The 25,392-nt window shown below is 66.3% G+C and carries 25 protein-coding genes; 9 read left to right on the forward strand and 16 right to left on the reverse strand.

Annotated features, from left to right (window positions below):
- Positions 1–69: 69 nt before the first annotated feature.
- From AAFF27_06875 to AAFF27_06910, 8 genes are all read right to left on the reverse strand, one after another.
- Positions 70–882, reverse strand: coding sequence for an ABC transporter permease (locus tag AAFF27_06875; protein ID XAH24910.1), 813 nt, complete (start codon positions 880–882; stop codon positions 70–72).
- 13 nt (positions 883–895) lie between these two features.
- Complete coding sequence (locus AAFF27_06880; GenBank protein XAH24911.1) at positions 896–1,906, reverse strand: ABC transporter substrate-binding protein; 1,011 nt, start codon at positions 1,904–1,906, stop codon at positions 896–898.
- Between the two features lie 46 nt (positions 1,907–1,952).
- The gene (locus AAFF27_06885) at positions 1,953–2,963 is read right to left on the reverse strand and encodes a LacI family DNA-binding transcriptional regulator (protein XAH24912.1); all 1,011 of its coding nucleotides are present in this window, start codon (positions 2,961–2,963) and stop codon (positions 1,953–1,955) included.
- Between the two features lie 198 nt (positions 2,964–3,161).
- Positions 3,162–3,446: a type II toxin-antitoxin system RelE/ParE family toxin gene (locus AAFF27_06890; GenBank protein ID XAH24913.1), complete on the reverse strand. Its 285-nt coding sequence runs from the start codon at positions 3,444–3,446 to the stop codon at positions 3,162–3,164.
- Complete coding sequence (locus AAFF27_06895; GenBank protein ID XAH24914.1) at positions 3,446–3,736, reverse strand: hypothetical protein; 291 nt, start codon at positions 3,734–3,736, stop codon at positions 3,446–3,448. Before AAFF27_06895 ends, AAFF27_06890 begins: the two co-directional genes overlap by 1 nt.
- A 57-nt stretch (positions 3,737–3,793) precedes the next feature.
- Positions 3,794–4,303 carry a signal peptidase II gene (gene lspA, locus AAFF27_06900; protein ID XAH24915.1) on the reverse strand — a complete coding sequence of 170 codons (510 nt, stop codon included), beginning with the start codon at positions 4,301–4,303 and terminating at the stop codon, positions 3,794–3,796.
- A complete protein-coding gene (gene ileS, locus AAFF27_06905; GenBank protein ID XAH24916.1) occupies positions 4,303–7,137 on the reverse strand; it encodes an isoleucine--tRNA ligase in 2,835 nt (944 codons plus the stop codon). The genes lspA and ileS overlap by 1 nt, the downstream gene beginning before the upstream one ends.
- 134 nt (positions 7,138–7,271) lie before the next feature.
- The gene (locus tag AAFF27_06910; protein ID XAH24917.1) at positions 7,272–8,309 is read right to left on the reverse strand and encodes a bifunctional riboflavin kinase/FAD synthetase; all 1,038 of its coding nucleotides are present in this window, start codon (positions 8,307–8,309) and stop codon (positions 7,272–7,274) included.
- Between the two features lie 209 nt (positions 8,310–8,518).
- Between AAFF27_06910 and AAFF27_06915 the strand changes: the two genes are divergently transcribed.
- Positions 8,519–9,076 carry an HNH endonuclease gene (locus AAFF27_06915; protein ID XAH24918.1) on the forward strand — a complete coding sequence of 186 codons (558 nt, stop codon included), beginning with the start codon at positions 8,519–8,521 and terminating at the stop codon, positions 9,074–9,076.
- A 10-nt stretch (positions 9,077–9,086) separates the two neighbouring features.
- Here AAFF27_06915 and AAFF27_06920 read toward each other — a convergent pair whose 3' ends face one another.
- The 4 genes from AAFF27_06920 to AAFF27_06935 all read right to left on the reverse strand — a co-directional run bounded on the left by AAFF27_06920 (position 9,087) and on the right by AAFF27_06935 (position 13,634).
- Positions 9,087–10,460 carry an alpha/beta fold hydrolase gene (locus tag AAFF27_06920; protein XAH24919.1) on the reverse strand — a complete coding sequence of 458 codons (1,374 nt, stop codon included), beginning with the start codon at positions 10,458–10,460 and terminating at the stop codon, positions 9,087–9,089.
- Positions 10,461–10,528: 68 nt separating this feature from the next.
- Positions 10,529–11,644 carry an acyl-CoA dehydrogenase family protein gene (locus AAFF27_06925; protein ID XAH24920.1) on the reverse strand — a complete coding sequence of 372 codons (1,116 nt, stop codon included), beginning with the start codon at positions 11,642–11,644 and terminating at the stop codon, positions 10,529–10,531.
- Between the two features lie 100 nt (positions 11,645–11,744).
- A complete protein-coding gene (locus AAFF27_06930; protein XAH24921.1) occupies positions 11,745–12,926 on the reverse strand; it encodes an acyl-CoA dehydrogenase family protein in 1,182 nt (393 codons plus the stop codon).
- Positions 12,927–12,995: 69 nt separating this feature from the next.
- Complete coding sequence (locus AAFF27_06935) at positions 12,996–13,634, reverse strand: YceH family protein (GenBank protein XAH24922.1); 639 nt, start codon at positions 13,632–13,634, stop codon at positions 12,996–12,998.
- Positions 13,635–13,647: 13 nt separating this feature from the next.
- On the opposite strand from AAFF27_06935, the gene purN reads away from it, so the two are divergent.
- A complete protein-coding gene (purN, locus tag AAFF27_06940; protein XAH24923.1) occupies positions 13,648–14,235 on the forward strand; it encodes a phosphoribosylglycinamide formyltransferase in 588 nt (195 codons plus the stop codon).
- 50 nt (positions 14,236–14,285) lie between these two features.
- On the opposite strand, the gene xopAW is transcribed toward purN, so the two are convergent.
- The gene (xopAW, locus tag AAFF27_06945; GenBank protein ID XAH24924.1) at positions 14,286–15,314 is read right to left on the reverse strand and encodes a XopAW family type III secretion system calcium-binding effector; all 1,029 of its coding nucleotides are present in this window, start codon (positions 15,312–15,314) and stop codon (positions 14,286–14,288) included.
- A 220-nt stretch (positions 15,315–15,534) separates the two neighbouring features.
- Here xopAW and AAFF27_06950 point away from each other — a divergent pair, with 220 nt between their 5' ends.
- Positions 15,535–16,248, forward strand: coding sequence for a response regulator transcription factor (locus AAFF27_06950; protein XAH24925.1), 714 nt, complete (start codon positions 15,535–15,537; stop codon positions 16,246–16,248).
- Positions 16,249–16,253: 5 nt separating this feature from the next.
- Complete coding sequence (locus AAFF27_06955) at positions 16,254–17,369, forward strand: ATP-binding protein (GenBank protein ID XAH24926.1); 1,116 nt, start codon at positions 16,254–16,256, stop codon at positions 17,367–17,369.
- Here the strand turns inward: AAFF27_06955 and AAFF27_06960 are convergent.
- A complete protein-coding gene (locus AAFF27_06960; GenBank protein XAH24927.1) occupies positions 17,366–17,599 on the reverse strand; it encodes a DUF1653 domain-containing protein in 234 nt (77 codons plus the stop codon). The two genes, AAFF27_06955 and AAFF27_06960, sit on opposite strands and share 4 nt — an antisense overlap.
- A 319-nt stretch (positions 17,600–17,918) precedes the next feature.
- Here AAFF27_06960 and AAFF27_06965 point away from each other — a divergent pair, with 319 nt between their 5' ends.
- The 4 genes from AAFF27_06965 (at position 17,919) to infA (ending at position 23,077) form a co-directional block, all read left to right on the forward strand.
- Positions 17,919–19,784, forward strand: a complete 1,866-nt coding sequence (locus AAFF27_06965) for a M48 family metallopeptidase (GenBank protein XAH24928.1) — start codon at positions 17,919–17,921, stop codon at positions 19,782–19,784.
- Between the two features lie 39 nt (positions 19,785–19,823).
- Positions 19,824–21,098: an RsmB/NOP family class I SAM-dependent RNA methyltransferase gene (locus AAFF27_06970; GenBank protein ID XAH24929.1), complete on the forward strand. Its 1,275-nt coding sequence runs from the start codon at positions 19,824–19,826 to the stop codon at positions 21,096–21,098.
- Between the two features lie 131 nt (positions 21,099–21,229).
- Positions 21,230–22,444 (forward strand): fatty acid desaturase, encoded by a 1,215-nt coding sequence (locus AAFF27_06975; protein ID XAH24930.1) that lies wholly within the window; start codon positions 21,230–21,232, stop codon positions 22,442–22,444.
- Positions 22,445–22,828: 384 nt separating this feature from the next.
- Complete coding sequence (infA, locus tag AAFF27_06980; protein XAH24931.1) at positions 22,829–23,077, forward strand: translation initiation factor IF-1; 249 nt, start codon at positions 22,829–22,831, stop codon at positions 23,075–23,077.
- Between the two features lie 97 nt (positions 23,078–23,174).
- Here the strand turns inward: infA and AAFF27_06985 are convergent, their stop codons facing one another.
- Positions 23,175–23,492: a hypothetical protein gene (locus AAFF27_06985; protein ID XAH24932.1), complete on the reverse strand. Its 318-nt coding sequence runs from the start codon at positions 23,490–23,492 to the stop codon at positions 23,175–23,177.
- Between the two features lie 208 nt (positions 23,493–23,700).
- Between AAFF27_06985 and AAFF27_06990 the strand changes: the two genes are divergently transcribed.
- Positions 23,701–25,152, forward strand: coding sequence for a PLP-dependent aminotransferase family protein (locus AAFF27_06990; protein XAH26175.1), 1,452 nt, complete (start codon positions 23,701–23,703; stop codon positions 25,150–25,152).
- A gap of 56 nt (positions 25,153–25,208) precedes the next feature.
- Here the strand turns inward: AAFF27_06990 and rpmG are convergent, their stop codons facing one another.
- A complete protein-coding gene (rpmG, locus tag AAFF27_06995; GenBank protein XAH24933.1) occupies positions 25,209–25,379 on the reverse strand; it encodes a 50S ribosomal protein L33 in 171 nt (56 codons plus the stop codon).
- Between the last annotated feature and the right edge of the window lie 13 nt (positions 25,380–25,392).

The following is a 25,392-nucleotide window of genomic DNA, read 5'->3' on the forward strand; positions in this document are numbered from 1 at the left end:
GGCCGCTGGATGTGCCCCCTGCAAGGGGGTTGGCGCAGCGACACGAAGTGCGCGAAGCCTGGGGGTGTTTCATTCTTGTGCACTTAAGCGCCGCGCGACAAAAAGCACCAACCAGGTCACCAGCCCCAGCGCAATCGACAGCGAGGCCGCCAGCGCAAAGTTGGCGTAGTTGGTGAACTCGTCATAGATGGTGATCGGCAGCACCTCGAACTTGCTGGCCAGCGTGAAGGCCGTGCCAAACGCGCCCATCGATGTCGCAAACAGAATGGCGCCGCAGGCCAGCGTGGTGGGTGCCAGCTCGGGCACCCAGACATCGCGCACCACGCGCAGCCGCGAGGCGCCCAGCGAGCGCGCGGCCTCTTCCAGCGCCATGTCCATGGCCTCGGCTGCCGCGGTATAGGTGGAGATGGCGCGCGGCAGCGAAAAGTACAGGTAGGCCAGGAACAGGCCCAGCAGCCCATAGGCAAAGCTGATGCGCCCGAGCCCTGCGGCCTCGGTCAGGCTGGCGACCACACCCTGGCGCCCGCCCAGCAGGATCACGAAGAAACCCACGATCACGCCCGGGAAGGACAGCGGCAGCGTCAGCAAAGACAGCAGCACGCGCCGGCCGGGGAACTGGCGGCGCGCCAGGTAGATGCCCACCGCGCAACCCAGCACCAGCGTGACCAGGGTCACCGCCACCGACAGCAGCAAGGTGTTGAGCAGGCTCTGCAAATAGCGCGGCTCGGTCAGCACGGCCAGGTAGATGCCCCAGCCCTTGCTGGCCGGCAGCACCACCAGCCAGGCCACCGGCAGCAGCCAGAAGGCGGCGAAGAAGATCGCCGCCGGCGCCAGGCAGGCCAGCAGCAGCGGGCGCGAGGTGGTGGTGCTGGATGAACGCATGGGCAGATGGCGTTCAGCGCACGGCGCGCAGGTACTGGTCCGAGAACGCCTTTTGCACGGCGGCCATGCGGGCGTAGTCCACCGGCTTGGCGCGGGCGTAGTCGGTGGCGGGCAGGAACTGGGCCTCTACATCCTTGGGCATGGCGCTGGCGCGCACCGGGCGCAGGTAGGCGCGCGCCCAGATCGCCTGGCCTTCGTCCGACAGCACAAAGTCCAGCGCCTTCTTGGCGTCAGCCGCGTGCGGGGCCTTGTTCACCAGGCTCATCACATAGGGCACGGTGATCGTGCCTTCGGCCGGGATCACGAAGGCGACGTTGGCCTTGTCCTTGTACTTGGCGCGGTAGGCGTTGAAATCGTAGTCCAGCAGGATCGCGATCTCACCCGACAGCACCCGCGCATAGGAGGTTTGCTTGGGCACGATGGGCTCGTTCTGCTGCAAGGCCTTGAAGTAAGCAATGCCGGGGCCAAAATCATCCAGCGTGCCGCCACGCGCCTGGTTCACCGCCACCGCGCCCACATAGCCAACAAAGGCAGAGGCCGGGTCCAGGTAGCCGATCAGGCCCTTGTACTCAGGCTTGAGCAGGTCGGCCCAGGATTGGGGCACCGGCTTGCCCTTGAGCGCGTCCACATTGACCATGAAGCCCAGCGTGCCGGAGTGGATGGCAAACCAGTTTCCCTGCGGGTCCTTCAGGCCATCGGGGATGTCCTTCCAGGCGGCGGGCTGGTAGGGCGCGACCACGCCCTCGTGCTGCGCCTGGATGGCGAAGGTCACGCCCAGGTAGGTCATGTCGGCCACCGGGCTGGCCTTCTCGGCCACCAGCTGGGCCAGCGATTGGCCGGAGTTCTTGTTGTCCGGCGGAACGGTGACGCCGGTCTTGGCCTTGATGGCGCGCAGCTGCGTGCCCCAGTCGGCCCATTCGGGCGGGCAGTTGTAGCAAATGGCGGTCTGGGCCATGGCGCTGCCGGCGGCCAGGCCGGCAACGAGCAGGCCCAGGCGGGCCCAGCGGTGGAGGGAGCGGCGCATAGCAAGTCCTTTCAGGGGATAGCAATGAATGAAGGGGTCAGCAAGATCAGGAAGAAGCAGTAGCAGGGCAGGCGGCATGCGACTCGCCCTCGCGAAAACCGTGCTCCAGCAGCACGCTGTCGGCGGCGGACAGCGCCGCGTCGCGCGCCAGCGCATCCAGCACCAGTTCCACGCCGCGGCGGCCGATGTCGTGATTCGGCTGCACCACGGTGCTGAGCACGGGCGTCAGTTCTTCGCCCAGCGCAATGCCATCGAAGCCGACCACGCTCAGGTCCTGCGGTACGCGCAAGCCGCACAGGTGGGCGGCGCGCAGGCTGCGGATCGCCAGCAGGTCGTTGGAGCAGACCAGCGCCGTTGGCCGTGTCGGTGGCGTCAGCAGCTCGGCCAGCAACTGGGCTGCGGTGGTGGTGAAGGGCACTTCGAGCAGGCGCGTGCGCGCGCCGGGCACGGCCTCCATGCCCTGCAGAAAGCCTTGGTAGCGCTGCTGCGCCCGGTCCGATGCCGTGCGCTGGCCGCTGACCATTGCGATATCGCGGTGCCCGAGCCGGGCCAGCCGCTGCACCACCTGGGCCACGGCGCCGCTGTTGTCTATGGACACGCAAGGGTGCTCCGCATGGCGGCTGTAGAGCAGCACATAGGGCAGGCCTGCCGCGCGCAGCCGCCCCAGCACTGCAGACGTGGCCGGGTCGGACACCACCAGGATCATTCCCGCCGCATTGCCCGCCAGCAGTTGCTGCGCCGCCTGCTGCTCCTGGGCGATGCCGTAGTCGGTGGTGATCGGCACGATGGCATAGCCCGCCGCCGTGGCCGCCTGCGCAATGCCTTCCAGGCACTCCGCAAACACCGGGTTGAGCAGCGTCGGCAGCACCACGCCCAGCACCCGGCTGCGCTGGGTGCGCAAGGTGCGCGCGCTGGCATTGGGCAGATAGCCCAGCGCCAACGCCACTTCCGTGACCCGCTCGCGCGTGGCCGGGCTGACCTTGTCCGGTAGGTTGAAAACCCGCGACACCGTGGCTACGGATACGCCGGCCTGCTGGGCGACTTGCTGGATGCTCATGTCAATTTGAACGATGTAATCGTTTACATTGAAACGCTCCAGTGTGACGCCGTGATGACGCCGCGGGCATGGGCTGCAACCCGCAGTGGGTTTCGGTTTTTTGGGTAAAAAGTGCCTCTAGCCCAGGTGTAGCCTGGGCTATTAGCTATCTATTTTGTAGTTGGGCGGCTAAGAATCGGGCCGCGCCAGCCGTCTACGTCATTCCCGCGATGGCGGCCATTGCCGGGCCGCGTGCAAGACGCGCAGCACGCGCACCATGTTGCCGCTGGTGTCGTAGATCAGGATGTAGTTGCGATGCGCCACCAGCTCGCGGGTGCCGGCGACACGGCCAAGGCGGCCAAGGCCGGGATGATCAAGCAGACGGCCCGCTTTCTCTGCGAGCAGCTCATCAAGGGCCAGTGCGGCAGCCGGGTTGTCGGCCTCGATGTAGTCATAGATGTCGTCGCGATCCTGGATGGCCTCTGGCGTCCAGAACAGACCCATCACTTGGTCGAGGCTTCAAGCCGGCGGCGTGTGGCGGCCCGCTTCGCTGCGAACTTTGCCTCGACCTCGGCCGCCGGGACCAGATTGCCGGCATTGGCCGAGTCCAGGCCGGCCTGCACCTCGCGGCGCAACCAGCTGTCATGCTCGGCCGCGTCCTGCTGTTGCCGCACGAAGTCGCGCATGAAGTCACGCAGGAGCTGCGCGGCGCTACGGTCCCGGGTTTTGGCGGCCGTGGAGAACTCATTCTTCAGGGCCTCATCAACCCGGAACGTAAAGGTTGCTTCGCTCATGTCGCCACCCCGATGTGTTACAAGTGAAGTGCAATATAGCACTTCACTTGAGTCGGCCTACTTCTTCCGAACCCGCAGCAACTCATCCAGGATCAGGCAGATGGCACCGATCGTGATCGCCGAATCTGCCAGGTTGAAGGCCGGAAAGTGCCAGCCCGCCCAGTGGAAGTCCAAAAAATCCACCACGTAGCCGTGCATCAGTCGGTCCACCACATTGCCCACCGCGCCGCCCAGGATGCAAGCCAGCGCGAACGAGAACAGGCGCTGCCCCGCGTGCGAGCGCAGCATCCAGACGATGAACAGCGCCGCCGCCACGCCAATGGCGGTAAAGAACCAGCGCTGCCAGCCCGACGAATCCGCCAGGAAGGAAAACGCCGCGCCGGTGTTGTGGGCGCGCACGATGTTGAAGAAGCCCGTGATGTGGGTGTAGTCACCCAACTGGTAGGCACCCAGGATCAGGCTCTTGGTGACCTGGTCGGCGACGACCAGCAGCGCGGCCAGCGCCAGCCAGGGCAGCACGCCCATGGGGCGGCGGCCGCTATCCGTGCCGTAGGGAATGGGCGTCATCAGGCAAAGCTCCGTTCTTCACCGGCACCGTAGAGGTTGCTGCTGCAACGACCGCAGAGCGTTGGGTGGGCAGTGTCCTGACCCACGTCGGCGCGGTAATGCCAGCAGCGCTCGCACTTGGTGTCGGCGCTGGCGCTGGCCTTGGTGGACAGCTCGCTTCCCGCCACCAGGTCGATGGCCGAGGTGATGAAGACAAACTTCAAATCCTCGCCCAGGCTTTGCAGCAGCGCCAGATCTTCCGGCGGCGCGCCCACGGTAAGCACGGCCTGCAGCGATGCGCCGACCTGGCCGGCGCTGCGCAGCGCCTCGATGTCCTTGTTGGCCGCGTCGCGGATCTCGCGGATGCGGCCCCACTTGGCCAGCAGTGCTGCGTCAGGTGTACCGAAGTCGGAGTAGGTCTCCAGGAAGATCGATTCCGAGCGGCCCACCAGCTTCCACGCCTCTTCTGCGGTAAAGCTGAGGAAGGGCGCCATCCAGCGCAGCATGCCCTGGGTGATCTTCCACAGCGCGGTCTGGGCGCTGCGGCGTGCCAGCGATTGGGGCGCGGTGGTGTAGAGCCGGTCCTTCAGGATGTCGAGGTAGAAGCCGCCCAGATCTTCCGAGCAGTAGAGCTGCAGCTTGGCGACCACCGGGTGGAACTCATAGACCTCGTAGTGCGCCAGGATCTCGTCCTGGAACTGCGCGGCGCGGGCCAGCGCGTAGCGGTCGATCTCCAGCAGGTCGGCATCGGCCACGATATCGGTCGCGGGATCGAAGTCGCTGGTGTTGGCCAGCATGAAGCGCAGCGTGTTGCGGATGCGGCGGTAGGCATCCACCACGCGTGCCAGGATCTTGTCGTCGCCGGCGATGTCGCCGGAGTAGTCGCTGGCAGCTACCCACAGGCGGATGATTTCGGCGCCCAGCTTGTCGGCAGTGACTTGCGGATCAACGCCGTTCTTGAGCGACTTGCTCATCTTGCGGCCCTGGCTGTCCACCGTGAAGCCGTGCGTCAGCAAGCCCTTGTAGGGCGCGCGGTCGTACATGGCGCAGGCGGTCAGCAGCGAGCTGTGGAACCAGCCGCGGTGCTGGTCATGGCCTTCCAGGTACAGATCGGCCGGCCAGGCGGACTGCGCCGCGTGGCTGTTCTTCAGCACGGTGTAGTGGGTGGTGCCAGAGTCAAACCACACATCCAGGATGTCGTTGCTCTTGGTGTAGTCGGCGGCTTCTGCGCCCAGGATGTCCTCGGCCGTGGCCTTGCTCCAGGCCTCGACGCCGCCTTGCTCCACCATGCTGGCGGCCAGGTCCATCAGCTCCATGGTGCGCGGGTGCAGCTCGCCAGTCGCGTTGTGCAGGAAGAAGGGCAGGGGCACGCCCCAGTTGCGCTGGCGCGAGATGCACCAGTCGGGCCGCCCGGCGATCATGTCGCGCAGCCGCGCCTTGCCGTTCTCGGGGTAGAAGCCGGTCTGCTCGATGGCGTCCAGCGCCAACTGGCGCAGGGTCTTGGGCGCCTTGTCCTTGGTGAACACGCCCTCGCCCTCGTCCATGCGCACAAACCACTGCGCCGCGGCGCGGTAGATCACCGGCGTCTTGTGGCGCCAGCAGTGCGGGTAGCTGTGGCTGATGGTCTCGGTGGCAAACAGGCGGCCGGCCTCGCGCAGCGTGTCGATCACGACCGGCGCGGCCTTCCAGATGAACTGGCCGCCAAACAGCGGCAGCTCGTCCACATAAACACCGTTGGCCTGCACCGGGTTCAGGATGTCGTCGTGCTTGACGCCGTGGGCCATGCAGGAGTTGAAGTCATCCACGCCATAGGCGGGCGCCGAATGCACGATACCCGTGCCGTCGTCGGCCGTGGCGTAGTCGGCCAGGTACACCGGCGACAGGCGGCGGTAGCTGTACTGGCCGGTGCCGGCGTCCGCCACGTCGTGCAGCGGATGTTTGAAGTTCAGGCCGCCGAGCTTTTCGCCCAGCGCGGTGGCCAGCACCGTGCCTTCGAGCTGGTAGCGCGCCAGCGCCTTCTCGACCAGGGCCGAGGCCAGCACCAGCAGGCCGCGCGGCGTGTCGACCAGTGCGTATTCCAGCTCCGGGTTCAGGTTCAGGGCCTGGTTGGCCGGGATGGTCCAGGCGGTGGTGGTCCAGATCACGATGAAGGCCGGCTTGGCCAGCGTCGCCAGGCCGAAAGCGGCGGCCAGCTTCTCGGGCTCGGCACTCTCAAACGCCACGTCCAGCGTCTGCGACTTCTTGTCGGCGTATTCGATCTCGAACTCAGCCAGCGAGCTGCGGCAGTCAAAGCACCAGTACACCGGCTTCAAGCCACGGTAGACAAAGCCGCGTTCCATGATGCGTTTGAGCGCGCGGATTTCGTCGGCCTCGTTGCCGGGGTTCATGGTGAGGTAGGGGTTGTCCCACTCGCCCAGCACGCCCAGGCGCTTGAAGTCTTTCTTCTGCAGCGCGATCTGCTCGGTGGCGTAGGCGCGGCTCTTGGCCTGCACCTCGTCGCGGCTCAGGTTGCGGCCAAAGGTCTTCTCGATCTGGTTCTCGATCGGCAGGCCGTGGCAGTCCCAGCCCGGCACATAGACGGCGTCCATGCCCTTCAGCTGGCGCGCCTTGACGATCATGTCCTTCAGGATCTTGTTGACCGCATGGCCCATGTGGATCTGGCCGTTGGCATAGGGCGGGCCGTCATGCAGCACAAAGCGCGGCGCATTGCAGCGCGCGTCGCGCAGCTTCTTGTAGATGCCCTTGTCTTCCCACTCCTGGGCCCAGCCCGGCTCGCGCTTGGGCAGGTCGCCGCGCATCGGGAAGGGGGTATCGGGCAGGTTGAGGGTGCTGCGGTAGTCAGTGGCGTCGGACATGAGAGGAATTCGTCGAAGGGTTCGACAGGCTCAGCCCGAACGGGAAAGGTGATCGGAATGGAAGGGGGCAAGCCGTTCGCCCCGAGCCTGTCGAAGGGCGGCAGCACGGTGCCGATGCCGGCACGGCTCGGGCTTCAAATTCGGTCGCGTGAGGTTTGGCGGTGGGTCTGGCCGTGCCGCGAGGCAAAAAAGGCACGCGCGTCTTCGCAATCCTTGGCGATGCCCGTCGTCAGGGCATCGAGGCTGGTGTAGCGCAATTCGTCGTGCAGTTTGTGCAGCAGTTCCACGCGGATGATTTTACCGTACGCCCCCTCAGTACCCAGTTCCGCTGGCCAGTCCAGGCAATGCGTCTCCAGCAGCACCCGCCCGCCGTTGACATCCGACGGGTCCAGCGACGGCCGCACGCCCATGTTGGCTACGCCCTGCAGCGGCGTGGCGCCCAGGCCATGCACCAGCACCGCGAAGATGCCCGCCGCCGCCGGCTTCCAGTGCGAAAAGCGCAAATTCAGGGTGCGAAAGCCATCACCCCGGTCGGGCGCCGAGGCCCCCAGCGCGCGCCCCAGCTTGCGGCCGTGCACCACATGGCCACTCAGGCTGTAGGGGCGGCCCAGCAGTTGCGCGGCGCGCTCCATCTGGCCGTTGCTCAGCGCCTCGCGCACCGCCGAGCTGGACACGCGCAGGCCGTGCACCTCGTAGCTCATCATGCGCGCCACATCAAAGCCGGCGGCGGCGCCGGCGGCATCCAGCATGGCGTAGTCGCCCGCGCGCTGCGCGCCAAAGCGGAAGTCATCACCTACCAGCACATAGCGCACGCCCAGGCCCTGCACCAGCACCTGGTCGATAAAGCCTTGGGCCGACTCAGCCGCCAACAGGGCGTCGAAGCGCAGGATCACCACCTGGTCGATGCCGCAGCTCTCCAGCTCGCCAAGCTTGTCGCGCAGCGTGCTGATGCGCGCTGGCGCCAGGCTGGCCTTGCCGTGCGTGGCGGCGAAGTAATCGCGCGGATGGGGCTCGAAGGTCAGCACGCAGCTGGGCACGCCGCGGTGCCGGGCCTCGTTCTTCAGCAGCGCGAGCATGGCCTGGTGGCCCCGGTGCACGCCGTCGAAGTTGCCTATGGTCAGCGCGCAGGCCGGCGCCAGGCCAGGGTGGTGGAAACCGCGAAACACCTTCATGGTCATTATCTTTTTGATAGCAGAACCCTCAGGTACTGCTTGCTATCGGCACGGAATTGTCATGAACGGGGTATATTGTGACTTAGGGCCTGCAGTCTGCCGGCCCCAACGGGCGTGCTGCCTGGCAAGCGGCGCACCGGGTGCGAGACATCTGCAACGTGTGCCGGCGAACAGTCTTCTCTAACCGGCACCTTTCTAGGAGTTGTGTCGTGAAGGTCTTGAAGCTGTCGGCCCAAGGGTTGCCGCAATCCTGGATCAGCCTGGAGCAGGCCGTGATCCACTACGCCGCTGGCGAAGTGCGCTGGGAATCGGGGCAGCGCATCGCCGTGTTCCGCGGCGGCACCAATGCGCAGACCGGTGAGCAGTCGCAAATTGCGATCAACAGCATCATCGGGACGCGCGGCGTGCCCAACATCAACCCGTTCCAGCTGCGCCCCGGCCTGACCAATGCCAAGCTGTTTTTGCGCGACCGCAACGTTTGCGCCTACTGCGGCAACCACTTCCACGAAGAGGCCCTGACGCGCGAGCACATCATCCCGTTCGCGCAAAAGGGCATAGACACCTGGATGAACGTGGTCACCGCCTGCCGCCCCTGCAACCACCGCAAGAGCCACCGCACGCCCGAGCAGGCCCACATGCCGCTGCTCTACACGCCCTATGTGCCCAGCCTGTGGGAAGACTTCATCCTGCGCAACCGCCGCATCCTGGCGGACCAGATGGAGTTCTTGATGGCGCACGTGCCGAAGTCATCGCGCCTGCTGGCGTGAGCCAACAGGCTCAGTAAGTCAGCTCCAGCACCACCACATGGTTGCTGGCGGCCGGCCAAGTCTGGCCGGTGATCTTTTCACCGTTGAATTCCGCCGCAATCGGGCGCAGCCCGCCTTGCGCCAGGTTGATCTTCGAGCTGGAGACACCGGCGCCCGTGGGCGGCACGCCCGGCAGGGCCTTGCCGTCAAACAGCATGCTGTCGCGGGCCGCGTCGAAGTAGCCGCGCGGCCGCGTCAGCGTGATGCTGGACTGGGCGCTTTTGTCAGCGTCGGCCAGGCGCTCGGCGCGCAGGTGCACCAGCGTGCTGGAGCGCGGGAAGGGGCTGCGGTAGATGTGGGTGGTCGCATAGCCCGGCGCGCTGATGACAAATTCATACGGCACACCGGCCTGCGCGGCAAAAGGCCCCCAGCGGCCATCGGCACCCACGGTCTTGCTGTGCACCGCGTCACCCTGCCTGGCGCCGGTGGCCGCATCGGTGGCATACACCGCCAGTTGCGCGCCCGGCAGCGCCAGGTTGTTGGCGTAGTTGCCCGAGGCCGGGTCGGTGGGGCTGAGGCCCAGGCCGGTGATCTTGCCGTTGAGCAGCACTGATGCCTCGGCTTGGACCCGCAGCGTTTGCACGGCCTTGCCGGTGATGAAGCGGTAGCTGGCCTCGAAGGCGGCGGGAGAAAACGAGGTCTCGCGGTGATCGACGCGCGCCAGCACGGCGTTGGTCGCGCCCTTGAGCGCCGGCCCTTCAGACGTCACGTTGGTGGGCGTGCCCTTGGAGCCAATCCACACGCCGTCAGGCTGGGCGAACTTGTCGTTGTTGTCCGAGCGCACGGTGAGCCATCGGACCGGGCCCGTGACCTCGTCGCCGGCGGCATTCTTGGGCGCGTTGAGCGCCGTCAGGAAGGGCCCGGTGCCGGAAAACTCATTGCCTTCACGCACGCCCTTGACGGCCCAGACCCCATGGTTGGGCGTGCCGCCGAGGATGGCGTGGCTCACGCGGCTGCCGCCGCCGCCGTTCTGGATGTAGTTGCGGATGGCATTGCCGCCGCGCGAGTTGCCGATCAGCACGACCTTGCTCGCGCCGGTGGCCTGCAAGACCTTGTCGACCTCGGACTTTAAAAAAGCCATGTGCTCGGCGGTGGACGTGCGCCCCGGCTGGGCCTTGCTGTCGTCGTCGCGTGACAGCGGGTAGGGCAGGTCGATCGCGTACAGGCGTTCGCGTGGCCAGCCGTTGGATTCAAAGCGCCAGACGGTGCTTTGCCAGACCGCAGCGCTGTCGCCGTTGCCGTGCACGAACACGATGGGCGGCGCTTCGGTGAGCGATGGGCCAGTGGCGCAACCGGCGGCGAGCAGCGCGGGCAGCAGCCCCAGGAAAAGGCGACGAGCGATCATGGGGTGGTCTTCTTTATTTTTTGTGGATCACCGCGGAACCGACCGCAGGCCGCTTGGGAGGCATGGTTTCAGGCAAATGCGCCGGCCGTGTCCTGCATGCGCGCCGACACCTCGCCCAACTGGTGCAGCGTGTCGCCAAAGCTGATTTCCAGCTGGGTCAGTTTTTTGAAGCAGTGGCTGCCGATGTACTCGTCGGTCACGCCGATGCCGCCGTGCAACTGCACCGACTGCTGGCCGACGAAGCGCATGGAGACTCCCAACTGGTACTTGGCGCGCGCCAGCGCGGCGCGGCGCTCAGTTGCCGGGGCGTTGAGCTTCAAGCTGGCGTAGTAGCTCATGGAGCGCGCCAGCTCCAGCTGCATCTTCATGTCGGCCACGCGGTGGCGCAGCGCCTGGAAGCTGGCAATGGCCACGCCGAACTGCTTGCGCGTGTTCATGTACTCGACCGTCAGGGCCAGGGTCTGCTCCATCACGCCGACGCCTTCGGCGCAGGTGGCGGCGATGCCGATGTCTACCGCGTGCTCCAGCGCGGCCAGGCCGTCGGTGGTCACCAATTGGGCCGGCGCGTTCTGCAGTACGACTTCGGCCGCGCGGCTGCCGTCTTGCGTGCCGTAGCCCTGGGTGCTGACGCCAGCGGCGCTGCGCTCGACCAGGAACAGGGCGATCTTGCCGCCCAACTGAGCCGGCACCAGGAAGGCGTCGGCCTGGTCGCCTGCGGGCACGATGCTTTTGCTGCCCGACAGCGTGTAGGCCGCGCCGGCAGCGCTGGCGGTGGTTGCGCACACGTCCAATTGGTAGCGCGCCTTGCGCTCCTGGTAGGCCAGCACCACCAGTTTGTCGCCAGAGGCAATGCCGCCCAGCCAATCGGCCTTGAGCGCTGCGGGCGCGTAGCTGGCGAGGACGGCGCCGGCGATCAGCGTCTGCGCCAGTGGCTCCAGCACCATGCCGCGGCCCAATTCTTCCATCACCACCATGCCCTCGACCGGGCCCAGCCCCAAGCCGCCATCGGCTTCGGGAATGTAGAGGCCAGTCAGGCCCAGCTCGGCCAGTTCGCCATAGGCCGAGCGCGAGAAGCCGCCTTCGGCCACGATGCCGCGGCGGCGCTCAAAGCCATAGCCCTTGTCCACCCAGCGGTGTACCGCATCGCGCAACTGCTGTTGGTCGTCAGAAAAATCGAAGTCCATAGAAGAAAACTCTTTTTAGCGAAGCTCTTGCTGGAGCCCCCTCTTGGAGGGGGTGTGGGGGAGCGGTGTTGTCGCGCAAGGCGCGGACCGTTCTACGGCGCTAGCCGAGAACGGTCTGCGCCACGATGTTTCTTTGAACTTCATTGGAGCCGCCATAGATCGTGGTCTTGCGGTAGTTGAAGTAGGTCGAGGCCAGCGGCGCGTTCGCCACCACGCCGCCAGGGAAATCACCTTGCCAGCCGGCTGCCATGGCGTCTTCGATGAAGGGCAGGCTGAAGGGGCCGGCGGCCAGCATCATCAGCTCGCTATAGCGCTGCTGGATCTCGCTGCCCTTGATCTTGAGCAGGCCGGCGATGTCGAGTGAATTCTTGCCCGACTTCTCGGCCGAGAGCACGCGCAGCACCAGCATTTCGAGTGCGACGACGTCGACTTCGAGCTTGGCGATCTCGTCGCGAAAGCGCGGGTCGTCGTAGACGCCTTCTGTCTTGGCGATGCGCTTCAACCGTTCCAGCTCGCGCTTGGAGCGGTTCACATCGGCGATGTTGGTGCGCTCGTGGCTGAGCAGGTGCTTGGCGTAGGTCCAGCCCTTGTTCTCTTCGCCGATGAGGTTGTTGGCCGGCACTTCGACGTTGTCGAAGAACACCTCGTTGACCTCGCTCTCGCCGTCCAGCAGCTTGATTGGCCGCACGCTCAGACCCGGGCTCTTCATGTCGATCAGCAAAAAGCTGATGCCGGTCTGCGGCTTGCCTTCTGTGCTGGTGCGCACCAGGCAGAAGATCCAGTCGCCGTACTGGCCGAGCGTGGTCCAGGTCTTCTGGCCGTTGACGATGTATTTGTCGCCCTGGCGCTCGGCGCGCGTTTTGAGCGATGCCAGATCAGAGCCCGAGCCCGGCTCGCTGTAGCCCTGGCTCCACCAGACATCGCCGCTGGCGATGCCGGGCAGGAAGCGCTGGTGCTGCTCGGCAGTGCCGAAGGCCATGATTACCGGCGCCACCATCACCGGCCCGAAGGGCAGGGCGCGCGGCGCGCCGGCCAGTGCGCATTCTTCTTCGAACAAATGCTTTTGCACCGCGTTCCAGCCCGGGCCGCCGAATTCCTTGGGCCAGGCGTGGCCGAGCCAGCCCTTCTTGCCCAGGATGCGGGCCCAGCGCTGGTGGTCTTCGCGGGTCAGGCGCAGCGCGTTGTGCACCTTGTCGGCAATGTCCGTGGGAAGGTTTGCGCGCACCCAGGCGCGGATCTCCTCGCGGAAGTTCTGTTCTTCAGGGGTAAAAGCCAAATCCATAGCGTTGTCTCCAGGGAAGCGGCATTTTTAGCACGGTCGTTCGATTCAACCGTGTCCGGGCGGCGACATTCAGCCGCCACGCAATGCCGCGATCTCTTCGCGCAGTGCGGCCACCTCGGCCTCCAACGCCTCGACCCGTGCCAGCAGGCCGCTGGGCGCGGCGGTGGGGGCGCTGCCGGCCACGGCGAATGCGCTGGCGTCCACCGGCCCGCATACCAGCTGCGCCCAGCGCGCCTCGCGGGCGCCGGGGGCGCGCGGCAGGCGTACCACCAGCGGGCCGCCTTTTTCGTCGCTGCGCTCCTGCAGCTCGTCCAGGAAGGCCTCGACCGAGGAGATGTCGGCAAAGCGGTGCCAGCGCTCGGTGTGGATGCGCAGCTCGCCCGCGGTTTGCGGGCCGCGCAGCATCAGCAGGCCGAGCAGCGCGGCGGCGGCGCCGGGCACGCCGTAGGCGCGCTCGAAGTTGTGCTCCCAGCGCGTGGCGCGGCCACCGCTGGTCTCAAACACCAGGGCCAGGCGCTTGAGTTCGTCCAGTGCCTCTTGCGCCTCGGCGTCGGTCACCTGCATGGCCGGCTCGCGGCTGGACTTCTGGTTGCTGCCGGAGACGACGGCGTTGAGCGTCAGCGGATAGCTGTCGGGCACGGTGCGTGCCTTTTCCATCAGCGTGCCAAGCACGCGGGATTCAAGAAGAGAGAGAGGTCTGATTGCCATAATGCCGGCCCAAATGAAAAACCAAAACCTCGTCATTCTCATCTCGGGCGCCGGCTCCAACATGCAGGCCATCGTGCAGGCCGCGCAGCGCGAGGCTTGGGAGCGGCGTTTTGGCGCCCGTGTGGCAGCAGTAATCAGCAACCGCGCCGACGCCGCCGGCCTGGCCTGGGCGGCCGAGCAAGGCATTGCCACGCAGGCGCTGGACCACAAGGCCTACGCCACGCGTGAGGATTTCGATGCGGCGCTGGCCGCGCTGATCGATGGCTACGATCCGGCGCTGCTGGTGTTGGCGGGTTTCATGCGCATCCTGACGCCCGGCTTTGTCGGCCACTATGGGGGGCGCATGGTCAATATCCACCCGTCGCTGCTGCCGGCCTTCCCGGGGCTGCACACGCACCGCCGTGCGATCGAGGCTGGCTGCGCATTTGCCGGCAGCACGGTGCACCGGGTAACGGCCGAGCTGGACCTGGGCCCGATCCTGGGCCAGGCCGTGGTGCCGGTGCTGCCCGGCGACACGCCCGACGCGCTGGCCGCGCGGGTGCTCACGCAAGAGCACCTGCTGTACCCGCGGGTGTTGGCTGGGTTGCTATCTAAAGAATAGCTAATATCCCAGGCGTGGCCTGGGCTAGAGGCACTTTTCTTTAAAAAACCTCAAGCCACCACGCTGAGCGTGGAGCCGGTGCTGCTGCCGCTGCTGGCAGAGGCGCCGACCTGCTCGTACTGCTTGAGTACCAGCTGCGCCAACTGCGACAGGTCGAAGTTGCCGTTGCGGCTGCCCGTGCTGTCGGTGCTGCTGCTGGATGAAGACGTGCTGCCGGTGCTGAGCGAATTGAGCGCTTCGGTGATTTTTTGCGACAGTACGGCGGCCTCGTCGCGGCCGATGCGGCCATCCCCGTCGCTGTCCACCGCCTTGAACAGCGCCTGCAGCGGGTCGGTGCTGTCAGTGCTGGAGGTGGAGCCTGCTGCCAGCAGTTCCTCCGCCGACACCACGCCGTCCTTGTTGGTGTCGCGTGGGTCGTAGGTCGTGGCGCTGGTGCTGCGGCCACTGCTGCTGGCCGAGGTGCTGCTGGTGCTGTCAGGTGGCGGCGGTGGCATGCCGCCCGCCATGCCCTGGCCGCCGCCCTGCGCCGAAGGGCGGCCGGCGTCGAACTCGGCTTGGCTCAGGCTGCCGTCGCCATCGGTGTCCAACTGGGCGAACAGCTTGCTGGCCGCGCTGTCGGTGCTGCTGGTGTCGGTCTGGCCGGACATCTTCTGCTGCAGCGCCTGGAATTCGGCCGCACTCAGCTTGCCGTCACCGTCGCTGTCGACCTTGCCGAACAGGTCGTCGCCGGCCGTGCCCTGGGCGCTGGTGCTGTCGCTGCTGCGCGACTGTGCAAAGTCCATGGTCGAGCGCTGGGGCATCAGGCTTTGCATGGCCTGGGTGAGCTGGTCCTGGCTGAGCGTGCCGTCGGTGCCGAACTGGCTCACCAGATCGGACGCCTTGGCCGTGCTGCCGCCCGTGGCGCTGGACAGTTTGTCGAGCACGGTCTGCAGCTCGGTGCCGTCCACGCTGCCGCTGCCGTCGCTGTCGGTCTCGGAGAACATCTCCTTCTCCATCCAGGCCCGGCGTGCGTCCCTTGCCGTCTGCATGGCAGACCATGCGCTGCCGGCGCTGCTGCCGGCTCCGTTGATCGTCGTCATGAAACATCCTTTCTGCGGTGCAAAGCTGCCCAGGAATACCTGTCTGGCAGACGCAACGATTCTGCAAAGAAGGGGTAAATCATGTTTGTCGGCCACGTACCGGGGCTGGTACGAAAAGCCCTTTGGCGCGGGGAAAAGCGGGGTGTTTCCGGCCTTGTTCGAGGCTTTTGCGCAAAAGGCGATCCTCCTACACTACTGCGGCAGCAGGACACACCTACCCATGACGAAAGCACCGCCCCAGATCTTGGTTGTCGACGACGACACCGACATCACCACTTTGCTGCACGACTACCTGGCGCGCTTCGGCTTTGGCGTGCACGTCGCCGGCGACGGCGAAACCATGCGTGCCCAACTGGCGGTGCAGCGCATCGACCTGCTGGTGCTCGACATCATGCTGCCCGGCACCGACGGCCTGACGCTGGCGCGCGAGGTGCGCGCCACCTCGCGCCTCCCCATCATCATGCTCACCGCGCGCGGCCATGCCTATGACCGCGTGCTGGGGCTGGAGCTGGGCGCCGACGACTACATGGCCAAGCCCTTCGAGCCGCGCGAGCTGGTGGCGCGCATCCAGACCGTGCTGCGCCGCGCGGCCGCCTCGCCCACCTCGCTGCTGCAGGACGTGGCCAGCTTCGACGGTTGGCAGTTGCACCGGCAGGAGCGCCGCCTGGTATCGCCGCAGGGCGTGGTGGTGCCGCTGTCCAATGCGGAATACCGCCTGCTCACCACCTTCCTGGCCATGCCACGCCGCCTGTTCAGCCGCGACCAGCTCATGGAGCAGGCGCGCGGCCGCAGCATGGAGGCCTTCGAGCGCAGCATCGACCTGCTGGTGTCGCGGCTGCGCCAGAAGCTGGACGACGACCCGCGCGCGCCCACCATGATCAAGACGGTGCGCGGCGCGGGCTACATCTTCAACGCACGTTCGGTGCAGGCCTAGCCCGCATGGCCACGCAAGCCAACCGCTGGCAGCGGCTGTCTGCGTGGGCCGCGCGGCTGCTGCCGGCCAGCCTGTTTGGCCGGCTCGCGCTGCTGCTGTTTGTCACGGCGCTGGTCAGCCATGTGCTGGCGCTGACGCTGCTGTTCGAGCTGCGGCACGAAGAGTTCGGCATGCGGCCGCCGCCACCGCCGGGCGCCGAGGCCATGCCCTTTGGGCGACCACCGCCACCGCCCATGCCCGATGAGTCGCCGCTGTGGCCGCCCGAGGGCCTGCTGCTCGACATCGGCGTACGGCTGGCCGCGCTGCTGCTGGCGGCCTGGGTCGGCGCGCGCTGGCTGGCGCAGCCGGTGCGCAGATTGGTCGCTGCCGCGCAGGAGCTGGGGCAGGACATCTACCGCCCGCCCATGGCCGAGGAAGGCACCACCGAATGCCGCGAGGCCACCCGGGTGTTCAATGGCATGCAGGCCAAGATTCGCCGCCAGATGGATGACCGCGACCGCTTCGTCGCGGCCGTGTCGCATGACCTGCGTACCCCGCTGACCCGCATGCGCCTGCGCGCCGAGGTGCTGGAAGACGCCGACGCCCGCCTGCGCTTCGGCCGCGACATCGCTGAAATGGAGGCCATGCTGCGCGCCACGCTCGACTACCTGCGCGGCGCGGCTGACGCCGAGGCCATGGTGCCGCTGGACATCGTCGCCTTGGCCACCAGCATGGCCGACGACCAGCAGGACGCCGGCCAGGCGGTCAGCGTCAGCGGCCAGTGCGTGCCCTTGCCGGCGCAGCCCTCGGCGTTGCGCCGCTGCCTGTGCAACCTGGTGGAGAACGCGGTGCGCTATGGCGGCAGCGCAGAGATCCAGCTCATCGATGATCCGCAACGGCTGCGCATCGAGGTGGCCGACCGCGGCCCCGGCCTGCCCGAGGTCGAGCTGGAGCGGGTGCTTGCGCCGTTCTACCGCGTCGAAGCCTCGCGCAACCGGGATTCGGGCGGCATCGGCCTGGGGCTGTCGATCGCGCATGACATCGCGCGCCGCCATGGCGGCAGCCTGGTGCTGCGCAACCGCGCCGGCGGCGGGCTGGTCGCCACGCTGGAGTTGCCGCGCGGCGCGGCGGACGCCGTTTAAGGCAATCGGGCGAAGCGCGGCTGCCGCAGGCCGTCCACCACAATTTCCTCGGCAAACATCGCCGCCGGCCGTACCCACAGGCCACCTTCACCGTACAGCGCGCGGTACAGCGTCATCGGCTCCAGCGTCTCGCTGTGGCGCACGGTGCCTTGCACCTCATAGAGCCCGCCCTTGTAGTGGCGGTAGGTGCCCGGGGGCGTTTCGATGAGCGGTGGAAGGTCGTGGGTCATGGCTAAGAACGTGTTTGCGATCTGTATGGGGATCGCGTTGGAGTGCAATCGGGATGAGTGGGTGGCCTGGATCCCGCCGCATGGGCTTTGGCCCATGCAAGGGGCCGGGGTGCTCAATCGCCCGATTTCACTCCAACCCTTCGGGCAAGTGTCTTTGCGGGCGGTCTGCGGCGTTGCGGCGCTTGTCCATAGCCAAGCTATGGACGGCGCACCGCGCCTTGCATCCCATCCCGCAAAGACACTTGCGCGACCCCATAGAGATCGCAAACACGTTCTAAGATGCTGCGCAATACAACGGGTTACAACAGGGCAGGGAAACGTGGACGAGGCCGACTTTATCCATCTTGTGCGCCTGAGCGAGCATGCCAGTGCGGACAACAGCGCCGCCTATCGGCGCCGCGTCATGGCCTTTGCCGCGTTGGGCTATGCCTGGGTCATCGCCTGCGTGGCCTTGGCCTGCGCCCTCCTGTGGTGGGTTGCCAGCCTCTGGCTGGCGGGCGGGCGTTTTCGGGTGGCGTGGCTGTGGCTGCTGGCATTTGCCGCGGGCCTGCTGTGGTCCGGCCTGCGTGCGCTGTGGCTGCGCCTGGATCCGCCCGATGGCCTGCCGATCACGGCGGACGACGCGCCGGCGCTGTTCCAGGCGCTGGAGCGCATCCGTTCCAAAATCAAGGGGCCACCCATCCATCGGGTCTACGTCAACGCCGACTTCAATGCCTGCGTCAGCCAGCGTCCGCGCTACGGCCTGTTTGGCGGCTCGATCAATGAACTGGCCATCGGCCTGCCGCTGGCGATGGCGCTCGACAAGCCGCGCCTGCTGGCGGTGCTGGCGCACGAATACGGCCATCTGCGTGGCGACCACGGCCGCGTCAGCGCCTGGATCTACCGCACGCGCCTGAGCTGGGGCCGGCTCTACCAGGGGATGCGACGCAGCCAGGGCGTGGCGATGGCTGCGACCCAGGCCTTCCTGAACTGGTACTTCCCGCGCTTTGCGGCGCGCACCTTCGCCCTGGCACGCCAGGATGAGTATGAGGCCGACCGTATCGCCGGCCGGTTGCTGGGAGCACCGGTGGCGGCGGCCGCGCTGACAGAGATCGAGATCAAGGGCGCCTGGCTGGCGCAGGAATTCTGGCCGGCGCATTGGCACGCCGCCGCCTTGCATGGGCGCCCGCTGGGGCCGTTTGGCGCTCTCCAGCGCCTGCTGGCCTTGCCACCGGACGAGGCCTTTGCCCGGCAGGCCTTGCAACAGGCGCTGCGCAGCATCAGCCAGGTGGATGACACCCATCCGGGGCTGCGCGACCGGCTGGAGGCCCTGGCGCAGAAACCTGCACTGCCAGACTGGTCCACCCGCCCGGCGCTGGCCTTGCTGGGGCCGCGTGTGGCGCAGTGGATCGAGCATTTCGACCGCGAGTGGTGCGAGCAGCACACCGAGCACTGGCGCGCGCACCACGCCTGGCTGGCCCGCCTGCGCGCGCGCACGGACGAATTGCTACAGGGCGCCGCCAGCAACAACGCCGAGGAAATGGCCGAGCTCGGCGACCTGTGCCAGCGCCTTGATCCGCATGCCGACGCACAGCCGCACTACCGGCGCGCGCTGGAGATCAGCGCGGACCATCCGCGCGCGTTGCAGGGCTTGGCGCAGTGCCTGCCGCCGGTCGAGCGCCCGCAGTGCCTGGCGCTGCTGGAACGCCTGTACAGCAGCAGCCCGGGCCACCGCTGGTGGGCCAGCAGCCGGGCCGTGGCTGCGCTGGAGGTCATCGATGCGTACACGCTGTATGACGATGCCGCGCTCAAGCGCTGGCGCGAGCGGCGCAAGCAGGCCGAAGCGGCCGAGGGCAGCGCCTGGGAAGAACTGACCACGCCGCCCTGGTTCTCCGCCATCGCGCACCATGATCTGAACGAGTTCGAGCTGGGCCTGCTCAAGGTAGGCCTGCAGCGCTGCGAGCCACTGGCGCGCGCCTGGCTGGTACGACGCAACCTGCGCGAGTTCCCGTACCGCCGCTGCTACCTGCTCTTCATCGAGCTGCCGGACCTGCACGATGAAGACCGCTTCGACATCTGCCGCAGCCTGGAGCGCACGCTGGAGCTGCCCGGCCCGGTATTGGCGCTGTGGGCCGGCGATTCGCCCACGTTGGACGAGATCGAGCGCAAGGCCTTCGCCCCGGTATTTGCACGCCGCGTGCGATAGCGGCAAGGGTGGGGAAGGGCGGGGTGGGACAATCGGGGCATGCATCCTAAAGCCCTGTTGGACGCCTGCGCCGAATTGGTGCGGCTCACGCTGACCTTCGAACACCCCGCAGACGCCGTCGTCTCCCGTTACTTTCGCGACCATCGCGGCCTCGGGCCGCGCGAGCGCGCCACGCTGGCCGAGACCGTCTACAACGTCTTGCGCCAGAAACTGCGCTACGAGCACCTGGCCCGCTCGGGCAGTGGCGCCAAGGAGCGCCGCCTGGCCATCCTCGGCTTCCACGGCCCGCGCGACTTCCTGAAAAGCGCGCTCTTCGACCAGGAGAAAAACTGGCTCGACCAGTGCGACCAGATCAATACCGCCGACCTGCTGGAGCCGCACCGCCACAACCTGCCTGAATGGCTGGCCGCGCCGCTCAAGGCCCAGGTCGGTACCGGCTTCTGGGCGCTGGCCGAGAGCCTGCAGAACGGTGCGCCGCTGGACTTGCGCGTCAACGCTTTGAAGGAAAAAAGGGCTGAAGTCCAGGCGGAGCTTAAGAAGATAGCTATTAAATCAGTAGCGACCCCGTTTTCTCCCTGGGGTTTGCGTATTGAAGGCAAGCCGGCGCTGACCAAGCTCGACGTCTTCACCCGCGGCGCCATCGAGGTGCAGGACGAAGGCTCGCAACTGCTGGCCCTGCTGCTCGACGCCAAGCGCGGCGAGATGGTGGTCGACTTCTGCGCTGGCGCCGGCGGCAAGACCCTGGCCGTCGGTGCCACCATGCGCAGCACCGGCCGGCTCTACGCCTTCGACACCTCGGCGCACCGGCTCGACGCCCTCAAGCCGCGGCTGGCGCGCAGCGGCCTGTCCAACGTGCACCCGGCTGCCATCGCCCACGAGCGCGATGACCGCGTCAAGCGCCTGGCCGGCAAGATCGATCGCGTGCTGGTCGATGCGCCTTGCTCCGGCCTGGGCACGCTGCGCCGCAACCCTGACCTGAAATGGCGCCAGTCGCCGCAGTCGGTGCAGGAACTGACGGCCAAGCAGACCGCGATCCTGGAAAGCGCTGCCCGCCTGGTAAAGCCAGGCGGCCGTCTGGTCTACGCCACCTGCAGCGTGCTGCCCGAGGAAAACGAGGCCATCGCAGCAGCGTTTTCCCAGGCGCATCCCGATTTCGAGCCGCTGGACGCGGCAGAACTGCTGACCCAGCTCAAAGTGCCCAACGCCCCAAGCCTGTGCCAAGGCCCGGTAACGGGTGGCGAATACCTGCGTTTGTGGCCCCATGTGCATCAAACAGACGGCTTTTTTGCAGCGGTTTGGTCTAAAAAGCCCTGAAGTTCGTTTAATGTCTGTGAAAAGTTGGGGTTAACCGAACTTTTCATGGGCTTGGGCACACTAAAATAGGTGCTTGTTTTTTTGGCATCCGCCGACTACCTGACGATTCCCTCGTCAAGAGGTTTTTGACTATGGTTTTTCCCGACTCGGCTGTCTTCAACGCCGCCATCGATTGGCTCAGCAATGGTCTGCTGAACTTTTCCTGGTGGGAGATCGTGCTGTACACGCTGGTGACCACCCACATCACCATCGTCTCGGTGACCGTGTTCCTGCACCGTGCGCAAGCGCACCGCGCGCTGGATCTGCACCGCATTCCGTCGCACTTCTTCCGCTTCTGGCTGTGGCTGGGCACCGGCATGGTCACGCGCGAATGGGTCGCCATCCACCGCAAGCACCACGCCAAGTGCGAGACCGAGGAAGACCCGCACAGCCCGCAGACCCGCGGCATCGACACCGTGATGTGGCGCGGTGCCGAGCTGTACCGGGCGGAATCCAAGAACAAGGAAACCATCGCCAAGTTCAGCCACGGCGTGCCCAACGACTGGATCGAGCGCAACCTCTACAGCCGTTTCAGCTGGCAGGGCGTGGGCCTGATGCTGATCCTGAACGTCGCGCTGTTCGGCGTCTTGGGCTTTACCGTGTGGGCCGTGCAGATGCTTTGGATCCCGGTCTGGGCCGCCGGCGTCGTCAACGGCATTGGCCACTACTGGGGCTACCGCAACTTCGAGGCGCAGGACGCCAGCACCAACATCTCGCCCTGGGGCCTGATCATTGGCGGCGAAGAGCTGCACAACAACCACCACACCTACCCGACCTCGGCCAAGTTCTCGGTCAAGAAATACGAGTTCGACATCGGCTGGGTCTACATCAGCATGATGCGCAAGATCGGCTGGGCCACCGTCAAGAAGACGGCCCCGAAGCTGCAGATGGGCGTCGTCAAGCCTGTGGCCGACGAGAAAACCCTCGAGGCATTGATCACCAACCGCTACGAAGTCATGGCCGGCTATGCCCGTGGCGTGCGCAGCGCCTGTCGCGACGAAATCGAAGCGCTCAAGTCGCGTCAGGCTGATGTGTCTGCCCTCAAGTCCGCCAAGCGCTGGCTGCACCGCGACACCGAAAAAGTGCCGGCGTCTGCGCTGCCCCAGTTGGCGCAGGCCCGTGCAGCCCACCCGGTGCTCGACAAGATGCTGGTGATGCGCGAAGAGTTGCGCCAACTCTGGCTCAACACCACGCATTCGCGCGAGCAGCTCACTGCCGACCTGCAGGCCTGGTGCCGCCGCGCGGAAGAAAGCGGCATTGCTGCTTTGCGCGAATTCTCCATCCGCTTGCGCGCAGCCCACGCCTGAAACGCTTGCGCTTGGCCTTGATCCTCAGCCGCCGGCCCATAAGGCCCGGCGGCTTTTTGCGTGGCGCGTACGCACCACTCATATCAGCAGGATACGGGCCAGGTCGTTACAATAGAGGGTTCGCAGCATGACGGCCCCGGTCGCCATGTTCGCGCAGCATCCCCGGAGGATGTTTTTCTGCGGATTCTCGGCCCGCTCCGCTACGCGTTCCCGGCCGTCTTTCCACCATTTGCCTGCCGCAGCAGCCCGTCGCCACGACCGGACGCTGCGGGCGAAGCGCCTATCGCTTTCGCCCCCCACATTCCCGTCCGCTACGGGGATGCGTGAGCCACCTCCGTCAATGCCGCGCCGGGCAGATTCATCACCAATACGTAAAGGAATGCCATGTCCAAAGAAGAACTGATTGAAATGCGAGGTCGGGTTGACGAAATCCTGCCCGACTCCCGCTACCGCGTGACGCTGGACAACGGCCACCAGTTGGTGGCCTACACCGGCGGCAAGATGCGTCGGCACAACATTCGCGTGATCGCGGGCGACGCTGTTTCGCTGGAGCTGTCGCCCTATGACCTGACCAAGGGTCGTATCACCTTCCGCCACATTCCCGGCCGGCCGCCGATCACGCCGCGTCGATAAGGGCTCGCCCCCAGGCTACGCACTTCGTGTCTCCGCCAACCCCCTTCCGGGGGCAACGCCTGTGGACTGGCGGAGCCAGATCCACGGTGTTCTTGGTTTAGCCTGGGCTGCGGCGCCAGCGTAGGGCGAATTGGAGCAGGCGTGTCGCACTGCTGATCTGCGCGGTTTTCTGTTGCGGTGGCCTTGATGTCAGGCTCAGCACTGCATCTTCCTGAGATTCCACGGTCAGTGCCGTAGCGCCGTTGGCGCGCCAGGCTTGCGATGGCACGAGCATCTGCTTGCCTGTGGGATAGGTGTCGCTGGCCGCATGGCGCAGTGTCAAACGGCCCGCCAGGCAGCGCAGTTCATCGCCTTCCTGCAAAAGGAAGAACTGTTCCTGGTGGGCTGCCAGGCGATAGGTGGGGGAAGATGACATGGGAAACCTCGGCTGAGAATGAGCCCCTAGCGTAGAAGTGCGTCTGTTTTTCGGGCAGGCACAGCAGTGGGCTTCCTCGTGCGTAGCAGTGCGGTTTCCTTGGCGCTGTTATGCACCGCTTGGCCTCTGGCTGTATCTGTTGCGGTACAGGCTTCTCAGGCAAGATGGCCGTACCATGCTGTCATCCGTGCAAACCCCGCTTCCCTCAATGCCGGACGATCCGCTGTACCAGCGGCTCGCCAGCCATTACCGCCAGGCGATCACGCAAGGCACGCTTGCGCCGGGTGTGCGCATGCCCTCTGTACGCGAGCTGATGCAGCGCCACAGCGTCAGCCTGTCCACGGCGCTGCACATGCTGCGGCTGCTGGAGGAGCAGGGTTGCCTGGAGGCGCGGCCACGGGTGGGCTACTTTGTGCGTGATCCGGCGCTGACGCGGCTGCCTGCGGCGCGCGAGCCGGATCTGCAGGCTCCGCTGGCGCCCGAGACAGCCTCTTTCATCGGCGTGAACGAGCGCATTTCGCTGATTTTGGAGAAGGGGCGCCGCGCTGGCGCCCTGCGCCTGGATCTGGGCAGTGCCATGCCGGCGCCTGAGCTATTCGACGCGGCCGCACTCAATCGGCTGGCAATGGCAGTGCTGCGGGAGCAGCCCAATATCCTGGTCTACGGACCCTCGGCGCCCACCACGCACCCGGAATTCCAGGCGGCCATGGCGCGCCATGCTTTGACCTTTGGTGTCAATGTGGCGCCGAGCGAGGTGCTCGCCACGCATGGCAATTCGGAGGCGGTGAACCTGGCGCTGGATGCGGTGGCTGAGCCGGGCGATGTGGTGGCCGTGGAGTCGCCTACCTTTTTCGGCATCCTGCAGGCGATCGAGTCCCAGGGGCTGCAGGCGCTGGAGATCCCCAGCAGTCCGCACACTGGCATTTCGCTGGAGGCGCTGGAGCTGGCGGCGCGCAGCCAGCCGCGCCTGAAGGCCGTTGTGGTTGTGCCGCACCTGCAGATGCCGCAGGGCGCGGTGATGCCTGATGCGCACAAGCAGCGGCTGGTCGCCTTTTGCGCTGAGCATGGGCTGGCGCTGATCGAGGATGACATCTACCGCGAGTTCGTCGAATCCCCGCGGCCTCTGCATCCGGCCAAGGCCTGGGACAGCAGCGGTCATGTCATTTACTGCGCCTCGCTCAGCAAAAGCTCTGCGCCCGGCCTGCGCCAGGGCTGGATGAGCGCCGGGCGCTGGCAGGCGCGGGTGCAGATGCTGAAGTTCGCACGCACGCGCAACATGCAGACCTGGTCCCAGCTATTGGCGGCACGCAGTGTCGATACGCCGGCCTACGACCGGCAATTGCGCCGCATGCGTACCCGGCTGCGGCACCAGCGCGAGAGTGCGGCCCAGGCGATTGCGCGTCACTTCCCGATCGGCACCCGGCTCAGCCTGCCGCCGGGCGGTCTGAGCCTGTGGCTGGAACTGCCGCCGGGCGTGTCATCCATGCGCCTGTTCGACGAGGCCTTGGCCATGGGTATACGCGTGGCGCCGGGGCCGATGTTTTCCAACACTGGCCGCTACGAGCGCTTTCTGCGCCTGAGCTGCGGCATGCCTTTCACGCCAGTCGTGGAGGAGGCTTACCGCGACATGGGGCGCCTGATCGCTGCCCAGCTTGCGTAGACAACAAAAAAGCCGCCGGGCGCAAGGCCGGGCGGCTTTTTCAAGGGCAGGCTGAATTACTTCAGCTTGATTTCCTTGTATTCGACGTGCTTACGAGCTTTCGGGTCGAACTTGGTGATCGACATCTTCTCGGGCATGGTCTTCTTGTTCTTGGTCGTGGTGTAGAAGTGGCCGGTACCCGCAGTGGATTCCAGCTTGATCTTTTCGCGTCCGCCTTTGGTTGCCATGGTGCAGTGCTCC

The sequence above is a fragment of the Xylophilus sp. GW821-FHT01B05 genome, assembly GCA_038961845.1.
Classification (GTDB): Bacteria; Pseudomonadota; Gammaproteobacteria; order Burkholderiales; family Burkholderiaceae_C; genus Xylophilus.